Below are 19,299 nucleotides of genomic sequence, written 5' to 3'. Positions count from 1 at the left end.
TTCATAAAGCCTTTTTAGGGTGATGGGGCAATCTTCATTTTCAAAAAACTATGGAACAAGTATGAAAACGCCCATCAATAACAAGCACTTATTAAAATCCACCCTGGCATTAGCCGTTGCTCTAAGCCTCAGCGGTTGCAGCTCAAGTAACGACAATGACGATGACCAAGACATTGGCGTGAGCCCTTCAGCCACGGTGAGTTTGCGGGTCATGGAAACCACAGACATTCACATGTATTTGTCGAACTATGATTATTTTGCTCAGGCGCCATCGGAAACCCTGGGGCTGGTTAATACCGCCACCTTGATCAAGGAAGCCCGTGCCGAGGTGCCTAACAGTGTCTTGGTGGATAACGGCGACCTAATTCAAAACAGCCCGTTGGGCGACTATGAAGCCCTAGTGCGCAAGGACGATATTCTCAATGGCGCGACTCACGTGGCCTATAAGGCGATGAATCTATTGGACTATGACGTGGCTAACCTGGGCAATCACGAATTTAACTTCGGCCTGGAGTTTTTAGATGCCACCTTGGCGGGAGCCGACTTCCCTTATGTGAATGCTAACGTGTACGTGGATGATGGTGATAATGATGAGAGTAACGATCAAAACCGCTACACGCCTTATTATATTCAAGACAAAATCGTCTTCGACAGCGATGGCAACGAGCAAACCGTTAAAATCGGCTACCTGGGGCTAACGCCGCCGCAAATTATGCAGTGGGACAACGCCCATTTGCAGGATAAGGTGATCGCCAAGGATATCGTCGCCACCGCCGAGAAGTTTGTGCCGCAAATGAAAGAAGAGGGGGCCGATATTGTTATTGCCATTCCTCACTCTGGGTTAACCGCCAGCGCTTATGAAAGCATGGCCGAAAACACCGCCCTCTACCTTTCTCAGGTAGAGGGGATAGACGCCATCTTATTTGGTCATAACCACCGCGTTTTCCCCGGCGATGCTGCCTATGATGGCTTTGAAGAAGCGGGCATAGATAATGTCAATGGCACTCTCAATGGCGTGCCCGCGGTGATGCCGGGCTTTTTCGGTAATCACCTGGGTATTATCGACCTGGAGCTGGAGCCCACAGAAAACGGTGGCTGGCAGGTTGCAAGTTCGGCGGTGAGCAACCGTGCTATCAGCACCAAGGATGCAGAAGGCAACTTTGTCGACCTGGCCGAGGCCGATGGGGAAATTGCCGCGGCCATCGAGCTTGAACATAAGGCCACCATCGACTGGGTGAGTGAGCCGTTTGCGAAGATCTCTGCACCCATCTTTAGTTTCTTCGCCCTGGTACAGGACGACCCATCAATTCAAATCGTTGCCGATGCGCAAATCGCCTGGGGTAAGGCCTTTATTCAGGGTACCGAATTAGATGGTTTGCCGGTACTTTCGGCGGCAGCGCCGTTTCGTGCCGGGCGCAATGGCGTGGAGGATTACACCCATGTAAAGGCGGGCGACATTGCAATGCTCGATACCGTCAGCCTGTACGTTTTCCCCAACACCATTCGCATGGTGAAGGTATCAGGCAGTGACGTAAAGGAATGGCTAGAGCGCTCCGCTGGTCAGTTTAACCAAATCGACATGAGCACCAGTGCCGAGCAAAACCTGCTCGACACCAGCTACCCTACCTTTAACTTCGATATCATCGATGGCGTCACCTTTGAAATCGACGTGACTCAGCCTAAGCGTTATGACAACGAAGGCGTGCTTATTAACCCAGAGAGCTCGCGCATCGTTAACCTGCAGTATCAAGGCCAGGCTATCGATCCTGAGGCTCAGTTTTTGGTTGTGACCAATAACTATCGCGCTAGTGGTGGCGGCAACTTCCCGGCCATAGATGGCAGCATCCGTGAAACCTTTGAAGGCCCGGATGAAAACCGCGGTGTGCTGCGCAGCTATATCATCGGCGAAGCGGCGAAATCGCCAGAGACGGGTTTAGATCCTTCGGCGGACAACAACTGGCGCTTTGCCAAGGTCAGCACAGACACGCCACTGAATGTGGTGTTTAGAACCTCGCCTTTAGATGATGTGGCCGCCCTCGCCGAAACTCTGCCGGCCGTCACACCGACCTCACCGCTTAAACTCGATGAAAACGGCTTTGCCCTCTATCGCATCGACTTACAGTAATAAGATGTTATAACCTGCCAAGGCCAGTGCTTATGCTGGCCTTGAATATACATTTGCTTAATTCTTCCAATCTAACCACCGCTCATAAACTTTATTGCTTGTAGCTACTTGCTGCAGTCTCGCACCACAAGAATATGTTTAGATGGGTGTCCAGGTTGTTTCAGTTTGGGTGGGGGGATGATTACCTATGGGTATGCGTATCAGAATCCGATTAGTTATTTTGATTCGTTGGGTCTAATTTTTTTTCAGCTAATATGATTGATGGTATTTCAGGTGCTGCTGGAGCATTTACAGCTTCTATTATAGAAACGAGAGACTGGCGAGTGGCTCTTGCCTTTGCTGGGGTGAATGGAGTGATTGGGTATCATACAGGCCCGACTATGGCCTACGCATCTATCGGTGCGATAGCAGCTGGAGCGGAAAAGTCAAAACCGAATTGATGTGCTGCAGTTGTAGGCTTTGGCGCAGGCGCCCTAGCTGGTGCGCAAGATGACTTTTTGTCTAGTACCGCAGGAGGTTTAACAGGAGGAATTACAGCTCCATATGTAGACTTTGAATCAACGTAGTATAGTAGGAAATGGGCTCAATAATTTTATTAAGTCAGGCTTTGTGGGTTTAGTTGGGGGCTTAGTGTCTGATTTTACGAGATGGGGATTAAAGAAATATAATGAAGAGTCTGGTCGTTGTAAGTGCGAAGTGGATTAAGAAATTATTGATTTATTTTATGCTCATGGCTTTGGCATATTTTTTTATAAAGACATTCAAGTATATGGAGGTTGTTTCTTGTGATTACTTCCCAAGTCAATGTTATTTTTTTGAAAAAATTTCATTTGTACTTTTAGGTGTTTGCCTTGTTGTTTTTGTGCTGATACCTACGGGGAGGTTGTTTGGCTCAGAAAGGGAACGAAATGATAAACAAGAAAATGGTAAATAATAAAATCTTAATTTTTAAAAGTTAATGTGGAAAAAGGGGTCAGGTCTTGCATTGTGCATCTATTTAAAGGCTGGCTATATTTAGAAAACTGAATCGCCACTCATTTCCTTGACATCTTTTTTCTGAAAATAAAGTAAAAGCGATAAATAAAACAATGACGCAGTCTTTGTTAGCCCTGCGCCATTAAACATCAAACAAGCCTACTCACCCATAAACTTCATGGCTTGCAGCAGGTTACTGTAGTCATCACGCCACACAAAGGCGGCTGTGTTGCTGGGCCAGGGTGATTGAATCGCGTGGTACGCGTGTAAACGCTCATGATCGCGACTTAGCAGCACCCAGCGTACATCATGGCCGTGGCTGTGTTCGGCCTTGGCCTCACCATAGAGGATGGTTAAATCGAATTGCTGCGCCAAGCCGCGCATCAGCGGGGTGAGATCCAAATGGGTATTGGAGATATGCACCGCTAGGATGCCGTCTTCTTTAAGCTGGGTTAAATACAAGGCCATGGCTTCTTGAGTCAGCAAATGCATGGGAATGGCATCGCCGCTAAAGGCATCGAGCACCAGGGCATTAAACACCTGTTCCTGCCCTTGCGCCTGTTGTGCGCTTAACATGATGCGGCCATCTCCTAGCACATAATCCAACTTGGCTTGGGAGTTATCAAGGTAGCTAAATTGCGCCTTGGCCGTGGCCAGCACATTGGGGTTGAGCTCGTAAAAACAGTAATGATCGCCGGGCTTGCCATAGGCCGCCAAGGTGCCAGCACCCAGGCCAATAAAGCCAACATCTGAGCCATTAGGTAGGTCTTGCAGTAACTGCCCCACCAGGGTTTGCGTGCGATAATAGCTTTGTGGCTCGCCTTTGCCTTCACCTTTGAGTACTTCCAAGCCATGGGTGGTGGTGCCGTCGATCAAGCGGCGCTCGGTGCGCCCTTCAATGTTTACTTCGGTAACGGTTAGTAGGCCATAGAAGTTACGCAGGCGTTCAATGTCGTTACTTTTAAACTGGCCATCGAGCCAAAAGAACAAGAGTCCCGCCAGAGCCACCGTGCCCAGTGCGCTGCCACCTAGCAAGGGGGCTCTGCGGATGCCTTTATCACTGACAACTCCCCAGGCAAACAATACCAAGGCGGCACCAATAGCCAACGGATATTCGTAATACAGGGTGAATACCTGCGGTGCGACAAAAGTGATAAGCGCCGTGCCCAGCGCGCCACCTAGGGCCATCACCAGATAAAACTGGGTCAGGTACTCTGTGCTGGGTTTGGCATGCACCAGCTCGCCATGACAGATCATACAGGCGGCAAACAGCACCAAGGAATAGAGAATTACCTGGCTGACAATATCGAACTGGCTGCCGATAAAGAACAAGAAGCAGGAGATAAAGGCACAGACCGCCAGGGCCGCCAGCCAGAAAATACGATGATAGGCTTTGGGCGAGTGGAAGCACAGCACAAAGGTCAGCAGATACAGTGCCAGCGGTAACAACCATAAGAAGGGCACAGGCGCTACGTTTTGGGTCATGGCATTGGTGCTCGCTGTGAGCACCATCACGCCGCAGGCGCTAAGCAGCAACCACAACAGCCATTTACCGTGTACACCGCCACGAAAGGCGCTCTGCTCTGTGCTGCCAAGGCGCTTGGCCTGGTTATAAAAGCGTGCCATATAGGCATAGAAGGTGGCGGCAAAGGCCACAAATAAACCGCTCCACAACCAGGATTGATTGCCCAGACCGAGCCAGGGCTCCACCGCGAAAGGGTACGAGAGCAGGGCCAAAAAGGAGCCAATATTGGAATAACTATAGAGCTTGTAGGCATGCTCATAATCCACCTTGGCCTGCCAGCTTTGCATCAAGGGCGCCGTGGCCGCCAGGGCAAAATAAGGCAAACCCACGGCCATCGCCAACTGGGCTAACACGCCCAAGGCGGGGGCGTCGCTCGGGGCGCCGAGCGCCTGCGTGCCTATCGGCAGGGCAATGGCTCCGGCTAGTAAAACGCCACCATGGACGAAAAACTGCTTTTTCAGCGCCAAGCGGCTTGAGATAAGATGCGCATAACCATAGCTTGCGAGCAAAAAGGTTTGGAAAAACAACAAGCACGCTGTCCAAACCTGAGTGCCGCCGCCAAAGCTGGGCAACAGCATCTTGGCCATGATAGGCTGGACTTGGAAAAGTAAAAATGCGCTTAAAAATACAAGAATAATCGCAAGCATGGCGATAGCCGCCTCAATAGGGTGAAAAACGCGGCAAATGTAGCACAAATAAAGTCTCTGGCGCAGAGGTTTGCCATGCTGAAGTAAAATTAACCGCTAAAAACACAGGTCTCATCGTTATTTTCAATCACTTGATGTATAACAAGAGGTACGACACCCAAAGACCGATCATAGCCTTTACCTTAAAAGTTAGGTAAAACAAGCGACTGGTCAATCAATGCGCGAGTCTTTATGAATATTGAAAATAATCGTCTTCACCAGCACACTCAGGTTGCTCAGTTGCAACCCCTGTTCGAAGCGCAGTTGAGGGCCTTTAACAACAATAAATACCCGGCCGTCGACGAGCGAAAAGCTCAGTTACAGGCGCTCAAAAAAGTGATGCTGGCCAGGCAGGATGAGCTGGTTGCGGCCATTAGCAAAGACTTCGGTCATCGCAGTGAAGATGAAACCCGCCTGTGCGAGGTGCTGACCCTAGTTGAGGCTATCGACTCCACCATTAAACACCTTGCTCGCTGGTGTAAACCTTCGGCTCGTTCAACCGCACTGATTTTCCAGCCGGCAAGCAACAAGGTGGTGTATCAACCCCTTGGGGTGGTGGGCATTATGGTGCCGTGGAATTACCCCTTATATTTAAGTTTAAGCCCGTTAATTACCGCCATCGCCGCGGGAAATCGCGTGATGCTTAAGCTGTCAGAGCATACTCCTTACTTTAACCATAGCTTAGCGCAGCTGTTGGCCGAGGTCTTTAGCGAGGAGCAGGTGGCGGTGACTACCGGCGTTGCCGATGTGTCTACGGCGTTTTCGCAACTGCCCTTTAACCACTTGTTTTTTACCGGCTCAACCGCCGTGGGCAGGTTGGTGATGCGCGCTGCGGCGGCCAACCTCACCCCGGTGACGCTGGAGCTTGGCGGTAAATCCCCGGTGATTATCGGCGATACCACCGACCTGGATATGGCCGCCGAGCGCATTTGTTTTGGTAAATCCCTGAACGCCGGCCAGACCTGCGTGGCACCGGATTATATTCTTTGCCCCGAGCATAAAAAGCAGGCTTTTATCGCCGCTTATCAAAACGCCTTTGCTCGCATGTACCCCAGCATTAAAGACAATCCGGATTACACCGCCATTATCAATGACGGCCAATACCAAAGATTGCAGGCACTGCTGGAAGAGGCCAAAGCTGCGGGGGCGAGCTGCACCACCATTAACCCAGCCAAGGAGGACTTTAACGGCAGCAGGAAAATGCCGCCGGTGCTGATTGACAACGCCGGGCAGGATACCCGGGTGATGACCGAAGAGATTTTTGGTCCCTTGCTGCCCATTGTGAGCTATGAGTCCTTGCAACAGGCCGTGGACTATATCAACGCGCGTCCGCGACCCTTGGCGCTGTATTTATTCAGCCTGGATAAGAATGAACACGCCCGGGTTGTTCATGAGACCCACTCCGGCGGAGTCTGTATCAACAACACCATGACCCATTTGGCTCAGGTGGATTTGCCCTTTGGCGGCATCGGCGAGTCGGGCATGGGGCACTATCATGGTTTTGAGGGCTTTCAGACCTTTTCCAAGGCCAAGGCGGTACACACCCTGGGTAAGCTCAATGGCGGTAAGCTGCTTTACCCGCCTTATGGCCGCAGCATTCACCGACTGTTTTACAAACTCTTTGTTAAATAGGCCCTCAATTTTAGGCCAGTGCCCGGATCTCCGCCAACGCCCGCTCTATCTCCTGCTCATTGTTCAGCAGTGAGGGGGCAAAGCGGGCATGGCTCTGCCGATATGGGGTATTGCTCATAATAATGCCGCGCTGATGCAGGGTCTCGACCACCTTTTCCGGTGCCATTCCCGCCACATCAAAGCATACCAGGCCGGAGGAAAGTTCTGAGTTCACCGGGGTGTGGAGAGTGACATGCCTCATCGCCGCCAGCCCTTCCTTGATCTGGCGATTGAGCTGATGGATACGACTTTGAACCCGAGCCTTGCCGAGCTGCAAATGCAGCTTAAAGGCTTCGGGCAGCGCCCAACGATGCTCAAATGAATGGAACCCGCCCGGGGTCATATGCTCACCAAGGGGCACCTGATCTTGGGTCATATTCCCTAACCACACCTCGTAGGAGGCGCTGAAACTGGGGATCACTGGGGCTACCTGTTGCCAAGCTCTCTCCGTGCCCCAAACCACGCCGGTGCCGCGCGGGCCGAAGATCCACTTATGGGTGCCGGCAATAAAAAAGTCGCAGCCAAGTTGGCTCACATCCTGATCTTCAATGCCAAACCCATGCACGCCATCGACACAAAACAATATCTCCGGATTGACCTTACGAATCGCTGCCGCCATGGCTTTAATCGGCAGTTTTACCCCGGTAGAGGAGTGCACCCAGGTCACCGCCACGACCTTGGTTTTTTTGCTCAGCGCCTGACTGAGTCGGGCAACTATCTCATCGACATGGGCATTGGCGGGGTTGTCATACAGGCTGACTCGTTTCACCACGGCGCCGCAGCGCTGCGCCTTATGGGCCAATGACAAATCGGTGGAGTAGTGATCATGAGTGGTTTGTACTATTTCATCGCCGGCGGCCAGCTTTAAGCCGTTGTAGACCATGCCCAGCCCCATGGTAGTGCTGTCGGTCAGGGCGATATTGGCGGCCTGGCCGCCCATGTAGGCAGCTGCGGCCTCGGCAATTTCCTTGTCTATGGTCATAAAATGGGCGTGCCAGTAGTCGGCGGGGTTTTCATCAAAACGCTGCCTATGGTGGGCGATGGCATCGCTGACCGGTTTGGGGTGTGAGGCCAGTAAAAAGGTGGCAAGCTGAATATAGTCATGGGTGAGCGGGAACAGCTTGCGCAGGGCCACCCAGTCACCGGGCGCGATGGGAGCCGAGGCATTTGTTGTCGGTTGCTCGGCAAATGCCGTTTTTGGTGCCAACAGGCTAATGGTTAACAGGCTGGAAAGTGAGGATAAGAATTGCCGTCTTAACATGGGTGAGCTCCCAAGTGGCGGTCTGCGAGCGTAGCCCGGGTAGCAATAACCGCGTGTAGTAAGGCTGAAGTCTAGTTCAAAAGGGCATTGCTGGCTATTTAATGAATTGTTTAAGCGGCGGGACACGATGCAGAATAAGGGAGATAGGTTTTGCTTTCTCTGCAGGGGGTAACTATTTTATTTTTATGTGTTTAAATCGCGAGCCGCTGGCGAACCAATGACTCGCTTTGTGTTTACTTTAACTTAAACACACCCACGGCGACACAGATGGCACCGCCGACCATGCCCAGCCAGGCTTCGATGGGGGTTTCGCCGTTAAGAGAGCGGGTTAGCTGCGCTTCTACCGCGTCATACACGTTATAGCCCCAGGCAACCAGCGCCACGCCGATCACAATAAGAATAATGCCGATAATTTTTCCGTTCATAATGACCTCTGTTTGTTTTTATTCAGAATAAGGACTTTTCCACCTTACACCTAAAAATCGCCAATTGCATGTTTTCGTTCCTAAAGTAATACATTTATAGGCACTTATCCGACATTGTGCGAACTTTAATGGAATAAAGCGCAATAGGGGTCTGCAAGATTTAGATGCTAAAAAAGCGGCCGGAGGCCGCTTTGGGAGGTTACTAGAAAGTCAATTAGTTACAGTTTAACTGCCCCAATTGATCAGACTTCTTTTCTATGCTGATGTCAGCAAGGCTCACGGTCAACGTGCCTGGGGTGCTCAGCTCAAACGGCACCACGGTATTGTGTAACTTAAAACCTTGATTCGCGAAGCAAGCTAAATCCACCGTTAGCGGCTGCCAGGTATTCAATGGCACGGCCTTTAGCTGCTCGCTGATATCAACCTGTGCGCCACAGGAACCTGGGGCATCGCCCTCGCTTTCACAGTTCATCCCCAGGTATACGGCATCACTGGGTGCTTGCTCAACATTGAGGTGAAATTTAACCACGACATCGCTACCTAGCTTGGCGCGTAAATCCTCTCTAAAGAAGCTTTTGCTGGCCAGGCGAATACCGGCGTTTGCATTGCCGTTAAAGCGCAGCTTACGCGCATCTTCCTGCACCTCTTTGTCTATGGTGCGATAAAATAACCCGCCTACTTCGTGGGTGTTGGCACTGACCCTGATACTTTCATCGCCGGAATAGAGCCAGAGTTGCCAGGGCTTTTGTACCGTGCCGGTAAAAAGCGGCACGCTTGCTTGTTGCTGGTGTGTGCTTGCTACTTGCTCATCCAGTTCGTCACTGAGTACATTTTTATCGCCGTAGCTTAAGCCAAAACCATAAGGTAATAGGGGCTTGTAGTTTTGATCTCCCCGGTTTACCAGCTGAGTCGGGGTTTTCGGCCAGGAGTAGCTAAGGCGTCCGCTAAAGTCGTGTTGTACCTGGCCTTGGGCGTCAGTGAAGAGAACATCGGCCACCGCCAAACCTTCGGAGCCGGGCAGCCAGGCGGCCACAAAGGCGTCAGAGGCGTTCAGTTCCGGGTTGACCCACATGGGTCGGCCGCTGATGAATACCGCAACAATAGGAATACCGTGTTGTTTAAGGCGTTTGAGCAGCGCTAGATCTCGTTTATCACCGGCTTGGTATTCGAGGTTGGCGCGATCACCATGCCCTTCCGCATAAGGCTCTTCTCCGAATATGACGATGGCAACATCTGGTTTTTGCTCAAAGCTGCCATCTTTACTCAATTGCGCGTTGCCGCCAGCGGCCTCAACCTGTGCTGAAATACCATCCCAAATTGAGGTACCGCCGGGGAAGTCGCTATTTTCATTGTTGGTGCCTTGCCAGGTGATGGTCCAGCCCCCCGATTGCTTGCCAATGTTGTCAGCCGCATCCCCAGCAACCAACACCTTGGTGTTTGGTTTCAGTGGCAGGAGCTGTTCATTGTTTTTAAGCAAAACCAAAGACTCGCGCACCGCTTGGCGAGCCACTTCACGGTGCGCTTCGCTGCCTATAAGCTCGCTTTTTCCGGCATAGATGCGTTGTGCCGGGCTGGGTTTTTCGAACAAGCCGGCACGTACCTTGACACGCAAGATTCGGCGCACAGCGTCATCGATACGGCTTTGCGAAATTTCGCCGCTCTGCACTTGAGCCAGGGTATTGTCGTAAAGGGCTTTCCAATCCCCAGGGACCATAAAGATGTCTAAGCCGGCATTAATGGATTGTGGGCAACTGGCATTGGTACAACCGGCTACCTGGCCATGACCGTTCCAGTCACCGACCACAAAACCATCAAAACCCATGCGCTCTTTCAGGACATCGTTAAGCAGGTATTTATTGCCGTGGATTTTCTCCCCGTGCCAGCTGTTGAATGAGGCCATCACCGATTGTGCACCGGCATTGAGGCCTCCCACATAACCCTGGGCATGGATCTTATAGAGCTCTTCTTCAGAACTGATGTTGTCACCCTGGTCGTCACCGCCTAGGGTACCGCCATCGCCGACGAAATGCTTGACCGTGCTGATCACCTTGTCTTGGCCAAGGAAACCCTCACCGGGCTTGCCTTGAAGACCAGTTACAATCGCATGTGAATAGGCCTTGATGATGTCAGGGTCTTCCGAGTAACCCTCGTAGGTGCGGCCCCAGCGGTCGTCGCGCACCGCAGCAACCGTGGGCGCAAAAATCCAATCAATGCCCGTAGCGAGTACTTCGGTCGCGGTTACTTCGGCAATTTTTTCGATCAACTCGGGATTATTTGCCGCACCTAAACCTATGTTGTGCGGAAACAGTGTGGCACCGATTACATTGTTATGGCCATGTACCGCATCGGTACCCCACATGGTTGGGATGCTGCTGCCATCGAGCGAGTCATCGATGGAGGCTTGATACATTTTTTCTGCAAGGGCAACCCAATCCTCTACCTTGGCCTGCTTGTTATTGTCAGGAAACGCACCGCCACCATTGAGGTAGGAACCAAAACCGTATTTACGCATGTCTTCCACGGAAATATCGCGAATTTCGGGTTGGATCATTTGCGCGATTTTTTGCTCAAGGGTCATGGTCGTCATGATCTCGGTGATGCGACTTTCCACATCGTTCAGCTTTGCCACTTGGTTATCAATCTTTGGCCACAGCTGCTGAGGTGCCTGCTTTGGCGTTGCTTGCACTTGTTGATCGCCAGACTTTTGCTCCTTAGAGCAGCCCGCGCTCACTATCACTGCAAGACTCACTGCAATTGAGCTTAAAGTAGATTTCATTGTTATTTTCCTGATTCAATAGCGTGTGGAATAGCACCCTTGATGCCATAAAAAGCGATGTAAACATAACACAGGGCAGGGAGAAGGAATGACCACTGTAGACCGATGCTATCGGCGAGCATGCCTTGGAAAAGGGGTACTATGGCACCGCCAACAATGGCCAGGCAAAGTATGCCCGAGCCTTGCGCCGTGTGTTTACCTAGGCCGTTGAGCGCCAAGCTGAAGATGGTCGGGAACATCACAGAGTTACATAAACCCACTAACAAAATGGCCCACATGGCGAGCATGCCGTCAAAAAATACGGCAATAAGCACTAATGCAAATGCGCTCATGGCATTAAATGCGAGTACGGTACGACCGGAAATTTTCTGCATAACCGCGGCGCCGATAAAGCGACCGACCATAGCGCCGCCCCAGTAATAGGTAAGGTATTTAGCCGCTTCCCCTTCATGCATTGAGGCAATGCTATCCAGGGTGAAGAAGTTGACGATAGTGCTGCCGATAGCAACCTCGGCACCGACATACATAAAGATACCCAGTGCTCCAAGAGTTAAGTGACTGTATTGCCAAGCAGAACCTTTGGTGCTGGTATTGCTACCTGTTTGGCTGGTGATTTTAGGTAAGGTTAGTTTTGCAAAAATGCCCGCCAGTAATAACAAGGCCCCGGCGAGCATCAGGTAGGGCCCTTGTGTTGCGGATGCATCCCCTTTGATCACCTCAGCTCCTTCGGTGAAAATCAGAATTGAGCCGAAAAACGGCGCGACCGTTGTACCAAAAGAGTTAAACGCCTGGGTCATGGTTAAACGTGAAGGGGCGGTTTCCGCCGGACCTAATGCACTTACATAGGGGTTCGCAGCCACCTGTAAGATGGTAATGCCCGATGCCAATACAAAAAGTGCGATCAGGAATAGGGCGTAGATGCCGGCACTGGCCGCGGGGTAAAACAGCAAACAGCCCACACAGGCAACCACAAGCCCGACCACAATGCCGCGCTGATAGCCTAGCTGTCCAACGAGCTTACCTGCAGGCAAAGAGACCAGGAAGTAAGCAATGAAGAAGCAGAACTGTACCAACATGGCTTGTGTGTAGTTAAGCTCAAAAGCCCCTTTTAAATAGGGAATAAGTATATCGTTAAGGCAGGTAATAAATCCCCACATGAAAAAAAGCGAGGTCAGAGCCACAAGCGCAAACCGATAGGGTTGATTTGCGCTGGGCGAGTGTTCCTGCGCTGACTGCTGCATTGATAAAGCCACTGCGTTCTCCTGTTGATCTTTTGCCGGAAAGCGCTTACATTTAACCATGAAAGCGCTTTCATTTGCATTTGATAATTGCAGAAAGTGCCGATGAATTCAAATAAAAAAATCCCGGTGTAGGGATATAAAATGGATCTGTTACCTTGATATCTACAATCAGCTTGCCAGACGAATCCCCCATGCTGCGCCGAGAGTTTATTTATGGTGTGGCCACTTCTTCGTTTCAGATTGAAGGAGCAAAAGACGCTCGAACCCCTTGCATTTGGGACACTTTTTGTGAGCAACCCAATGCCATTGCCGACCACAGCAATGGCGCTATCGCCTGTGAGCATGTGAAGTATTGGCAACAAGATGTGGCTATGATTGCAGATTTAGGCGTAGACGCTTATCGCCTTTCTATCGCCTGGGGCCGGGTTATGAATGTGGATGGCTCCATCAACGCTCAGGGGCTTGGATTCTACCGGAATTTGGTTGAGGCCCTGGTGGCCAAGGGTATCAAGGTGTTTGTCACCTTGTATCACTGGGATTTGCCGCAACACCTTGAGGAGCAAGGGGGGTGGCTGAATCGCGATACCGCCTATGCCTTTGCCCTTTACACTGAGGTGGTGGCCAAGGCCTTAGGCGACCGGGTTTACTCATACGCGACGCTCAACGAGCCTTTTTGTTCGGCTTACTTGGGGTATGAGGAAGGCATTCATGCGCCGGGTAAAGTAGGGCAGGCAAACGGGCGTCAGGCAGCGCATCATTTATTATTAGCGCATGGCTTGGCCATGAAGGTGCTTAGGCGCTGTGTACCCGATAGCCTGTGCGGTATCGTACTTAATTTCTCTACCGCGTATAGCGCCAGTACCCGCGAGGCCGATGTGCAGGCGGCGCGCAAAGGGGATGAATACCACAACCATTGGTACATTCAGCCCTTATTGGAAGGTCGTTACCCGGATATTCTCAACGACCTGGATGCGCAATCGCGTCCGCAGGTCGAAGAGGGTGACATGGCAATTATCGCCCAGAACAACGACTTTATCGGCGTTAACTATTACACCCGAGCCGTTTATAAAGACGATGGTCATGGCTGGTTTGAGCAGGTGGTGCCTCAGGGCCATGCGCTGACGGCCATGGGCTGGGAGATAGTGCCCGATGCGTTCACCAAGCTTTTAGTGGAACTCGACCAGCGCTACCAGCTTCCGCCCTTGTACATAACCGAAAATGGCGCGGCCTTTGATGATCAGCTTGTAGCCGGTGAGGTGGTGGATCAGCCAAGGATTGATTATTTTAACAGCCACCTGCGCGCGGTGGATAATGCCATCCGACAAGGCGTGGACATTCGCGGTTATTTTGCCTGGAGCCTAATGGATAACTTCGAATGGTCGCTCGGGTATAGCAAACGTTTTGGCCTGGTTTATGTGGATTATGCAACGCAACAACGGACGTTAAAACACAGCGCTCTGGCGTACAAAGCATTGCTTAGCAATAGACTCTAGCGGCGTATTGTATTAGCGTTGCTCCATTAGGAAATTTATAAAAACAACCATGGCAACCATCTACGAAGTATCAAAAGCCGCCGGCGTATCATTGGCGACCGTGTCCCGGGTGATGAACGGTAATGTGAAGGTCAGCGACCGTACGCGCCAAAAAGTACTCAAGGCAATGGCAGAGTTAGGCTATAAACCTAACTCCATTGCCCAGTCTTTGGCCTCCAATCGCAGTAACAGCGTGGGCTTATTAGTGTCGGCATTGCACGGCTCTTTCTTTGGCAACATGATGAGTACCGTTGAGGACGTATTGCGAAAGGCCGGTAAACACGTCGTGATCACCGCGGGCCATAGTGATGAGCAACAAGAGAAAAATGCCATCGAATTTTTACTCGACCGACGCTGTGATGCCTTGATCCTTCATGCCGAGGCGGTCAGTGATGAGTACCTGTTAGAGCTCAGTCAGCGCGATGTTGAAGTGGTGTTGATTAACCGCCGTATCGAGCAAATGGCCGAGCGTTGCTTCTATACCGACAACGAGCTCGGCGGTTATCTGGCCACCAAGGCTGCCATAGATAAGGGGCACAGGGATATTGCCTACATCAGTGGTCCCTTGTTTAAGCAAGATGCGAAAGAGCGCTTAGAAGGTCACAAGCGTGCCTTGCGCGAGGCAAACATCACCTTTGACCCTGAACTTATGGTTGAGGGCGGCTTCCATGAAGAAGAAGGGGCACAAGGTTATTTGCAGTTAACTGCGGTAAACAAACCCTTTACGGCCTTGATTTGTGCCAACGATGAAATGGCCTCAGGGGCGATGACCGCGGCTCGCGAGCGCGGCGTGCGTATTCCCGAGCAGTTGTCGGTGGTAGGCTTCGATGATGTGCTTTTTGCCCGCTATTTATACCCCAAACTAACAACCATAGATAACCCGATTCAGAAAATGGGTAACGGCGCGGCTCTGTGGGTACTTGAGCACGTATACAAGGATAAAAAATCACGACATCACACAAACTTGTTCGCCCCCAAATTAATTGTGCGTGACTCCCTGGTAGCCCCTGAATGAACAAAATCATCCCTCCAGCTTTGTTTTACACTCTAGTGGTTTCGCTGGGGGGATTTATATTTGGTTTTGATGCGTCGGTGATCTCCGGTGCCATTGGCTTTATCTCCGAACAGTACCAACTTACAAGCTGGCAGCAAGGTTTTGTGGTCAGTTCACCCACCCTAGGCGGGTTATTCGCCACCTTGTTCGCGGGCGTGGTTAGTGACGCCATCGGCCGCCGCAAGACCTTGATAGTCATAGCCGTGTTATTTGTTATCTCTGCCGCGGCCTCGGCGTTGGCGCAGGGGTATTGGATGCTGGTCATCGCCCGCTTTATCGGCGGCATGGCCTTTTGCTCCTTGATGGTGGCGCCCATGTATATCGCGGAAATCAGCCTGCCTGAGCATCGCGGTAAATTGGTGTCCATCAATCAACTCAATATTGTCTTGGGTTTTTCTGTTTCCTATTTCAGTAATTACTGCCTACTGCAGTGGGCACAAAGCGACGCAGCCTGGGTAAATACGTTGGCGCTCGATGAGCATTTGTGGCGTTGGATGTTAGGCTTGGAGCTGATACCCGCACTGTGCTGGCTGGTGCTGCTGTTTGTGATCCCGCGCAGCCCGCGCTGGTTACTGATGCAGCGCATGGAAGAAGAAGCCGAATCCGTGGCGATAAAGTTATTTTCTGCCCAGCAGATCGATAAGCAGCTGGGCAGCATGCGGGCATCACTGCAACAGCAGGTGCCGCCTTTATCTGAGCGTATTAAAACTGTGTTCGGTGCTAAGTTGCGGTTTGCGCTAATGATAGGCCTCTTGGTGGCGGTAGCGCAGCAGATCACCGGCATTAATGTTATCTTTTTTTATGCGCCAACCATCTTTGAACAAAGCGGGGTCGGAACCAACACCGCATTCGCACAAGCGGTGTGGATAGGCGTTGTGAATGTGCTCTTTACCCTGGTTGCCATGTTGAGTATTGACCGTTATGGACGTAAGCCTTTGTTACTTTTCGGTCTTAGTGGTATTGCCATAAGCATGGCCCTGTGTAGCTGGGGCTTTAATCAGGCCACCTACCGGCTCGATCAAAAAGCGCTGACTCAGCTAAACACTCAGGTGCCCGCCGAGCTGGTGCAAAGCCTGGAGACCATGGCCGGCGCTACTTACGCAAATGATGTGGTGTTTAAGGAAGCTCTGGCACAGCGTCTCGGTGAGCAACAGCTGCAAAGCCATCAGGGTAAAATTATGGCCGAGGCGATCACCATGAATGCGACCCTGGTGCTAGTAGGGATCACCCTATTCGTGGCCGCCTTTGCCGTTTCATTGGGCCCGGTCATGTGGGTGATGTTTTCGGAGATTTTCCCTAATGCGGTGCGGGCGGTGGCGATTTCCGTGGTAACCGTGATCAATAATGGCGTGAGCTTTTTAGTGCAACTGGTTTTTCCCTGGGAGCTGGCGAAGTACGGCGCCGCGGTGACCTTTGCCCTCTACGGCGTTTTTGCGCTGCTGTCGTTATTGTTGGTCTGGCGGTATTTACCGGAAACCAAGGGCAAGTCCCTAGAGCAACTGGAGCTGGATTTAAGCTACAACCAAGAGCGGGTATAGAAGCCCAGCCACACTCGTTTTATTAAGCGCGGGACACCTGGATTATTTTTTGCTGGTGAGTAAAGCCATTGGGCAAGGAAGTGGCTCACCAAGCCAGAAATTTCATCTCTTGTTATCTACGTAATTCATTGGCGCCTAGACGCACTTCCCACAACTTTACCAAGTACAAAATTAAGCCCGTGGCTGAAAAATTAGCCCATGATAATGAATAATTTCGCCTTGCTCAGTCAGCGTACATAAAGGTAGTGCTAGTATCGCGCGTTCAAAAGTCAGGGAGGGGGACATACGGATGACACAGGGTTGGTAAGTCTATAACATATAAAAATCAGGATGTTATCAGACACTCCGCGTGCGTTTGAGGGGATAAGCCATGCGCTTTGGCCTCATTGCATAGCAAAAACACAGGCTACCGACCAGATCAGGTGAAACGCTACAATGGCAAAGAATAAAGTCGATTACTCAAAAGATAAGACACCAATGCCCTTGAAAGCTCAGCCTATGCGTGATGCAGGATCCACCGAGTATTAACCCACCTAAATTTAACGCCTTGTCGAGGCGAGAATCATAAATAGAGACATTGATGTTCAAAAAAATCTTATTATTGTTTTTAACCTTAGTTTCGTTACAGGTTGTCAGCGATGAAAGCAGTGCCGATTACACTCAGCAAGTGACAAAGATCATAACCAATGAAGGGCTCGTCGGCCTCTCCTGGTCCACCGTTACTGATGAAGGTAGCATCAGCGGCAGCGCCGGGTATGCGAACCTGGCTAAATCGGAATTGATGAAACCGGGACAAAAGATGCACGTGGGCTCGGTCAGCAAATCGGTGCTGGCCTTGGGCGTACTAAGGTTGATATCCGAGGGCCGACTGTCTCTCGACACCAATGTGGAAACTCTGTTACCACAGCTGAATTTTAAGAACCCTTGGGGGGGCCGCTCACCGATCACTGTAAGGAGTCTTCTCGAGCATACCGCAGGGTTAGAGAACGTGAGAATGTGGCAGTTTCTCAGTACTCAGCCTACACCTCATACCCCACTCGAAAATGCTTTCGCTTCTAACTTTTCGACCTTACTTAAAGTGAGAACTGAACCCGGCACTCAATATGCGTACAGCAACATGGGCTATGCGTTGTTGGGAATGGTGATTGAAGCGGTAACCCAGCAAGATTACGAAGCATATCTGGATAATAACTTGTTAGCCCCTCTGGGGATGCGCGATAGCAGCTTTGCGTTTATTAGCCAACAAGCAGATCCGCTTTTAGCCATGGGTTATCATGAACATAATGTCCCTCAGGCCGCTGTGCCAACGTATTTGCGCCCCGCCGGTCAATTCACCACTACGGCGCCAGATATGACGAAGTTTATGACCTTTGCTTTGGGTGATGGCCAACTCAATGGGGAAACATTTATTAGCTCGCCATTAATGACCATGCTTGCTCATCCACAAGGCACAGATGCTCATGCTGCTGGCCTAAATATAGGGCATGGCCTTGCGTTTGCTACCCGAGACCGCCATGGTGTCGTCGGCCATTGCCACCCCGGAGAAACATTTGGTTTTCACTCCTTTATGTGTTTGTTCCCCGAGGAAGGCAAGGGCTTCTTTTATGCCAGCAATACAGACAGTGAACTCGCCGATTATGAAAAACTGACGGCCCTGTTTATTCATGGCTTAGCCCTTCCCAGTGCACCTATAGTCGGAGCAGCTGAAAAGACTTTTGATACCACAGCTTTTGAGGGTATTTACCTCTTGTCACCGAACAGCATGGCCGAGTTTGAACTCATTGATAGACTCTTTGGTTTTATCTGGTTGAGGCCAGCGAATGATCACCTAGTGATGAAGTCGTTGCAAAGTGAGGACAAGCGGCTGGTTCAAGTCAGTGACAAACTGTTTCGCGATACCGAGCGAACTCAGCCATCACATGTTTTTTATACCAATAAAGAAGGTGAGTTACTGCTTAGCGACGGCCTTAAAACTTATAAAAAGGGAAGTTTAACGGATCTTGTATTTTATTGGTTGAGTATCGCACTTGGACTCATTGGCATCGTTTATATCCTGCTTTTAGCCCTATACCGACTCGGAGCCAGAAATTTCAGCGGTCTTAAGCGACTCATATGGCCATGTTTAAACTTAGTAGCCGTCGGCATTCCGGCTTACTTTTATGCTCATCAGTCCTTTTTAGAGTTTGGCGACCCGACTAGAGCGAGCCTTTCACTAACTTTAGTGACCGCTCTTTTGCCCATCACCCTGTTGTTATCTCTAAGGCTCTGCTTTAAAAGCCGAGATAAAACCAAGAGCCTGATACGGGATGCGGTCTTCATACTTATGGCCTTGCAACTTTGTGTTGTGCTCGGAGTGTGGGGGCTACTGCCTACGATATTTTGGCATTGGTAGGGACTTTTTCTATTGGGGAGCGACGCAGCCGCAATGAGCTGTTTTGCTCCCAATTTCTTAAACCTTGGGCAAGGAATGAGCCCCATCACACAGCATAT

The 19,299-nt window shown here is 50.8% G+C and carries 12 protein-coding genes; 7 read left to right on the top strand and 5 right to left on the bottom strand.

What is annotated here, in order from left to right; translation table 11 throughout:
* Positions 1-61: 61 nt before the first annotated feature.
* Together KD147_RS09625 and KD147_RS09620 are read left to right on the top strand one after the other, a co-directional pair.
* A complete protein-coding gene (locus KD147_RS09625; RefSeq protein WP_212547683.1) occupies positions 62-2,125 on the top strand; it encodes a bifunctional 2',3'-cyclic-nucleotide 2'-phosphodiesterase/3'-nucleotidase in 2,064 nt (687 codons plus the stop codon).
* A 667-nt stretch (positions 2,126-2,792) separates the two neighbouring features.
* Positions 2,793-3,059: a hypothetical protein gene (locus KD147_RS09620; protein WP_212547682.1), complete on the top strand. Its 267-nt coding sequence runs from the start codon at positions 2,793-2,795 to the stop codon at positions 3,057-3,059.
* 200 nt (positions 3,060-3,259) lie between these two features.
* Here KD147_RS09620 and KD147_RS09615 read toward each other — a convergent pair whose 3' ends face one another.
* A complete protein-coding gene (locus tag KD147_RS09615) occupies positions 3,260-5,272 on the bottom strand; it encodes a spermidine synthase (protein WP_212547681.1) in 2,013 nt (670 codons plus the stop codon).
* A 231-nt stretch (positions 5,273-5,503) separates the two neighbouring features.
* Here KD147_RS09615 and KD147_RS09610 point away from each other — a divergent pair, with 231 nt between their 5' ends.
* Positions 5,504-6,943 (top strand): coniferyl aldehyde dehydrogenase, encoded by a 1,440-nt coding sequence (locus tag KD147_RS09610; protein ID WP_212547680.1) that lies wholly within the window; start codon positions 5,504-5,506, stop codon positions 6,941-6,943.
* A gap of 10 nt (positions 6,944-6,953) precedes the next feature.
* On the opposite strand, the gene KD147_RS09605 is transcribed toward KD147_RS09610, so the two are convergent.
* The 4 genes from KD147_RS09605 to KD147_RS09590 form a co-directional block, all read right to left on the bottom strand.
* On the bottom strand, positions 6,954-8,243 hold the full coding sequence (locus KD147_RS09605; RefSeq protein WP_212547679.1) for an aminotransferase class V-fold PLP-dependent enzyme: 1,290 nt from the start codon (positions 8,241-8,243) through the stop codon (positions 6,954-6,956).
* Between the two features lie 233 nt (positions 8,244-8,476).
* Entirely contained in the window at positions 8,477-8,668 is a 192-nt protein-coding gene (locus tag KD147_RS09600) for a DUF3185 family protein (protein ID WP_105188797.1), read from the bottom strand.
* A gap of 214 nt (positions 8,669-8,882) precedes the next feature.
* A complete protein-coding gene (locus KD147_RS09595) occupies positions 8,883-11,444 on the bottom strand; it encodes a glycoside hydrolase family 3 protein (protein WP_212547678.1) in 2,562 nt (853 codons plus the stop codon).
* 2 nt (positions 11,445-11,446) lie between these two features.
* Positions 11,447-12,685, bottom strand: a complete 1,239-nt coding sequence (locus KD147_RS09590; RefSeq protein ID WP_105254345.1) for a sugar MFS transporter — start codon at positions 12,683-12,685, stop codon at positions 11,447-11,449.
* A 158-nt stretch (positions 12,686-12,843) separates the two neighbouring features.
* Between KD147_RS09590 and KD147_RS09585 the strand changes: the two genes are divergently transcribed.
* The 4 genes from KD147_RS09585 to KD147_RS09570 all read left to right on the top strand — a co-directional run bounded on the left by KD147_RS09585 (position 12,844) and on the right by KD147_RS09570 (position 19,201).
* Positions 12,844-14,178: a GH1 family beta-glucosidase gene (locus KD147_RS09585; RefSeq protein WP_212547731.1), complete on the top strand. Its 1,335-nt coding sequence runs from the start codon at positions 12,844-12,846 to the stop codon at positions 14,176-14,178.
* A gap of 49 nt (positions 14,179-14,227) precedes the next feature.
* Positions 14,228-15,232, top strand: a complete 1,005-nt coding sequence (locus tag KD147_RS09580) for a LacI family DNA-binding transcriptional regulator (RefSeq protein WP_212547677.1) — start codon at positions 14,228-14,230, stop codon at positions 15,230-15,232.
* Entirely contained in the window at positions 15,229-16,809 is a 1,581-nt protein-coding gene (locus tag KD147_RS09575; protein WP_105254347.1) for a sugar porter family MFS transporter, read from the top strand. The genes KD147_RS09580 and KD147_RS09575 overlap by 4 nt, the downstream gene beginning before the upstream one ends.
* Before the next feature lie 580 nt (positions 16,810-17,389).
* Positions 17,390-19,201, top strand: coding sequence for a serine hydrolase domain-containing protein (locus KD147_RS09570; RefSeq protein WP_212547676.1), 1,812 nt, complete (start codon positions 17,390-17,392; stop codon positions 19,199-19,201).
* Positions 19,202-19,299 lie beyond the last annotated feature (98 nt).

It is taken from the genome of Pseudoalteromonas sp. BDTF-M6 (genome assembly GCF_018334135.1).
GTDB lineage: Bacteria > Pseudomonadota > Gammaproteobacteria > Enterobacterales > Alteromonadaceae > Pseudoalteromonas.
This window is presented reverse-complemented; position numbering and strand designations above follow the sequence as displayed.

Coding starts and splice junctions, on each gene's coding strand:
- KD147_RS09625 (WP_212547683.1), top strand. CDS start 62: ATGAAAACGCCCATCAATAACAAGCACTTATTAAAATCCACCCTGGCA.
- KD147_RS09620 (WP_212547682.1), top strand. CDS start 2,793: ATGAAGAGTCTGGTCGTTGTAAGTGCGAAGTGGATTAAGAAATTATTG.
- KD147_RS09615 (WP_212547681.1), bottom strand. CDS start 5,272: ATGCTTGCGATTATTCTTGTATTTTTAAGCGCATTTTTACTTTTCCAA.
- KD147_RS09610 (WP_212547680.1), top strand. CDS start 5,504: ATGAATATTGAAAATAATCGTCTTCACCAGCACACTCAGGTTGCTCAG.
- KD147_RS09605 (WP_212547679.1), bottom strand. CDS start 8,243: ATGTTAAGACGGCAATTCTTATCCTCACTTTCCAGCCTGTTAACCATT.
- KD147_RS09600 (WP_105188797.1), bottom strand. CDS start 8,668: ATGAACGGAAAAATTATCGGCATTATTCTTATTGTGATCGGCGTGGCG.
- KD147_RS09595 (WP_212547678.1), bottom strand. CDS start 11,444: ATGAAATCTACTTTAAGCTCAATTGCAGTGAGTCTTGCAGTGATAGTG.
- KD147_RS09590 (WP_105254345.1), bottom strand. CDS start 12,685: ATGCAGCAGTCAGCGCAGGAACACTCGCCCAGCGCAAATCAACCCTAT.
- KD147_RS09580 (WP_212547677.1), top strand. CDS start 14,228: ATGGCAACCATCTACGAAGTATCAAAAGCCGCCGGCGTATCATTGGCG.
- KD147_RS09575 (WP_105254347.1), top strand. CDS start 15,229: ATGAACAAAATCATCCCTCCAGCTTTGTTTTACACTCTAGTGGTTTCG.
- KD147_RS09570 (WP_212547676.1), top strand. CDS start 17,390: ATGTTCAAAAAAATCTTATTATTGTTTTTAACCTTAGTTTCGTTACAG.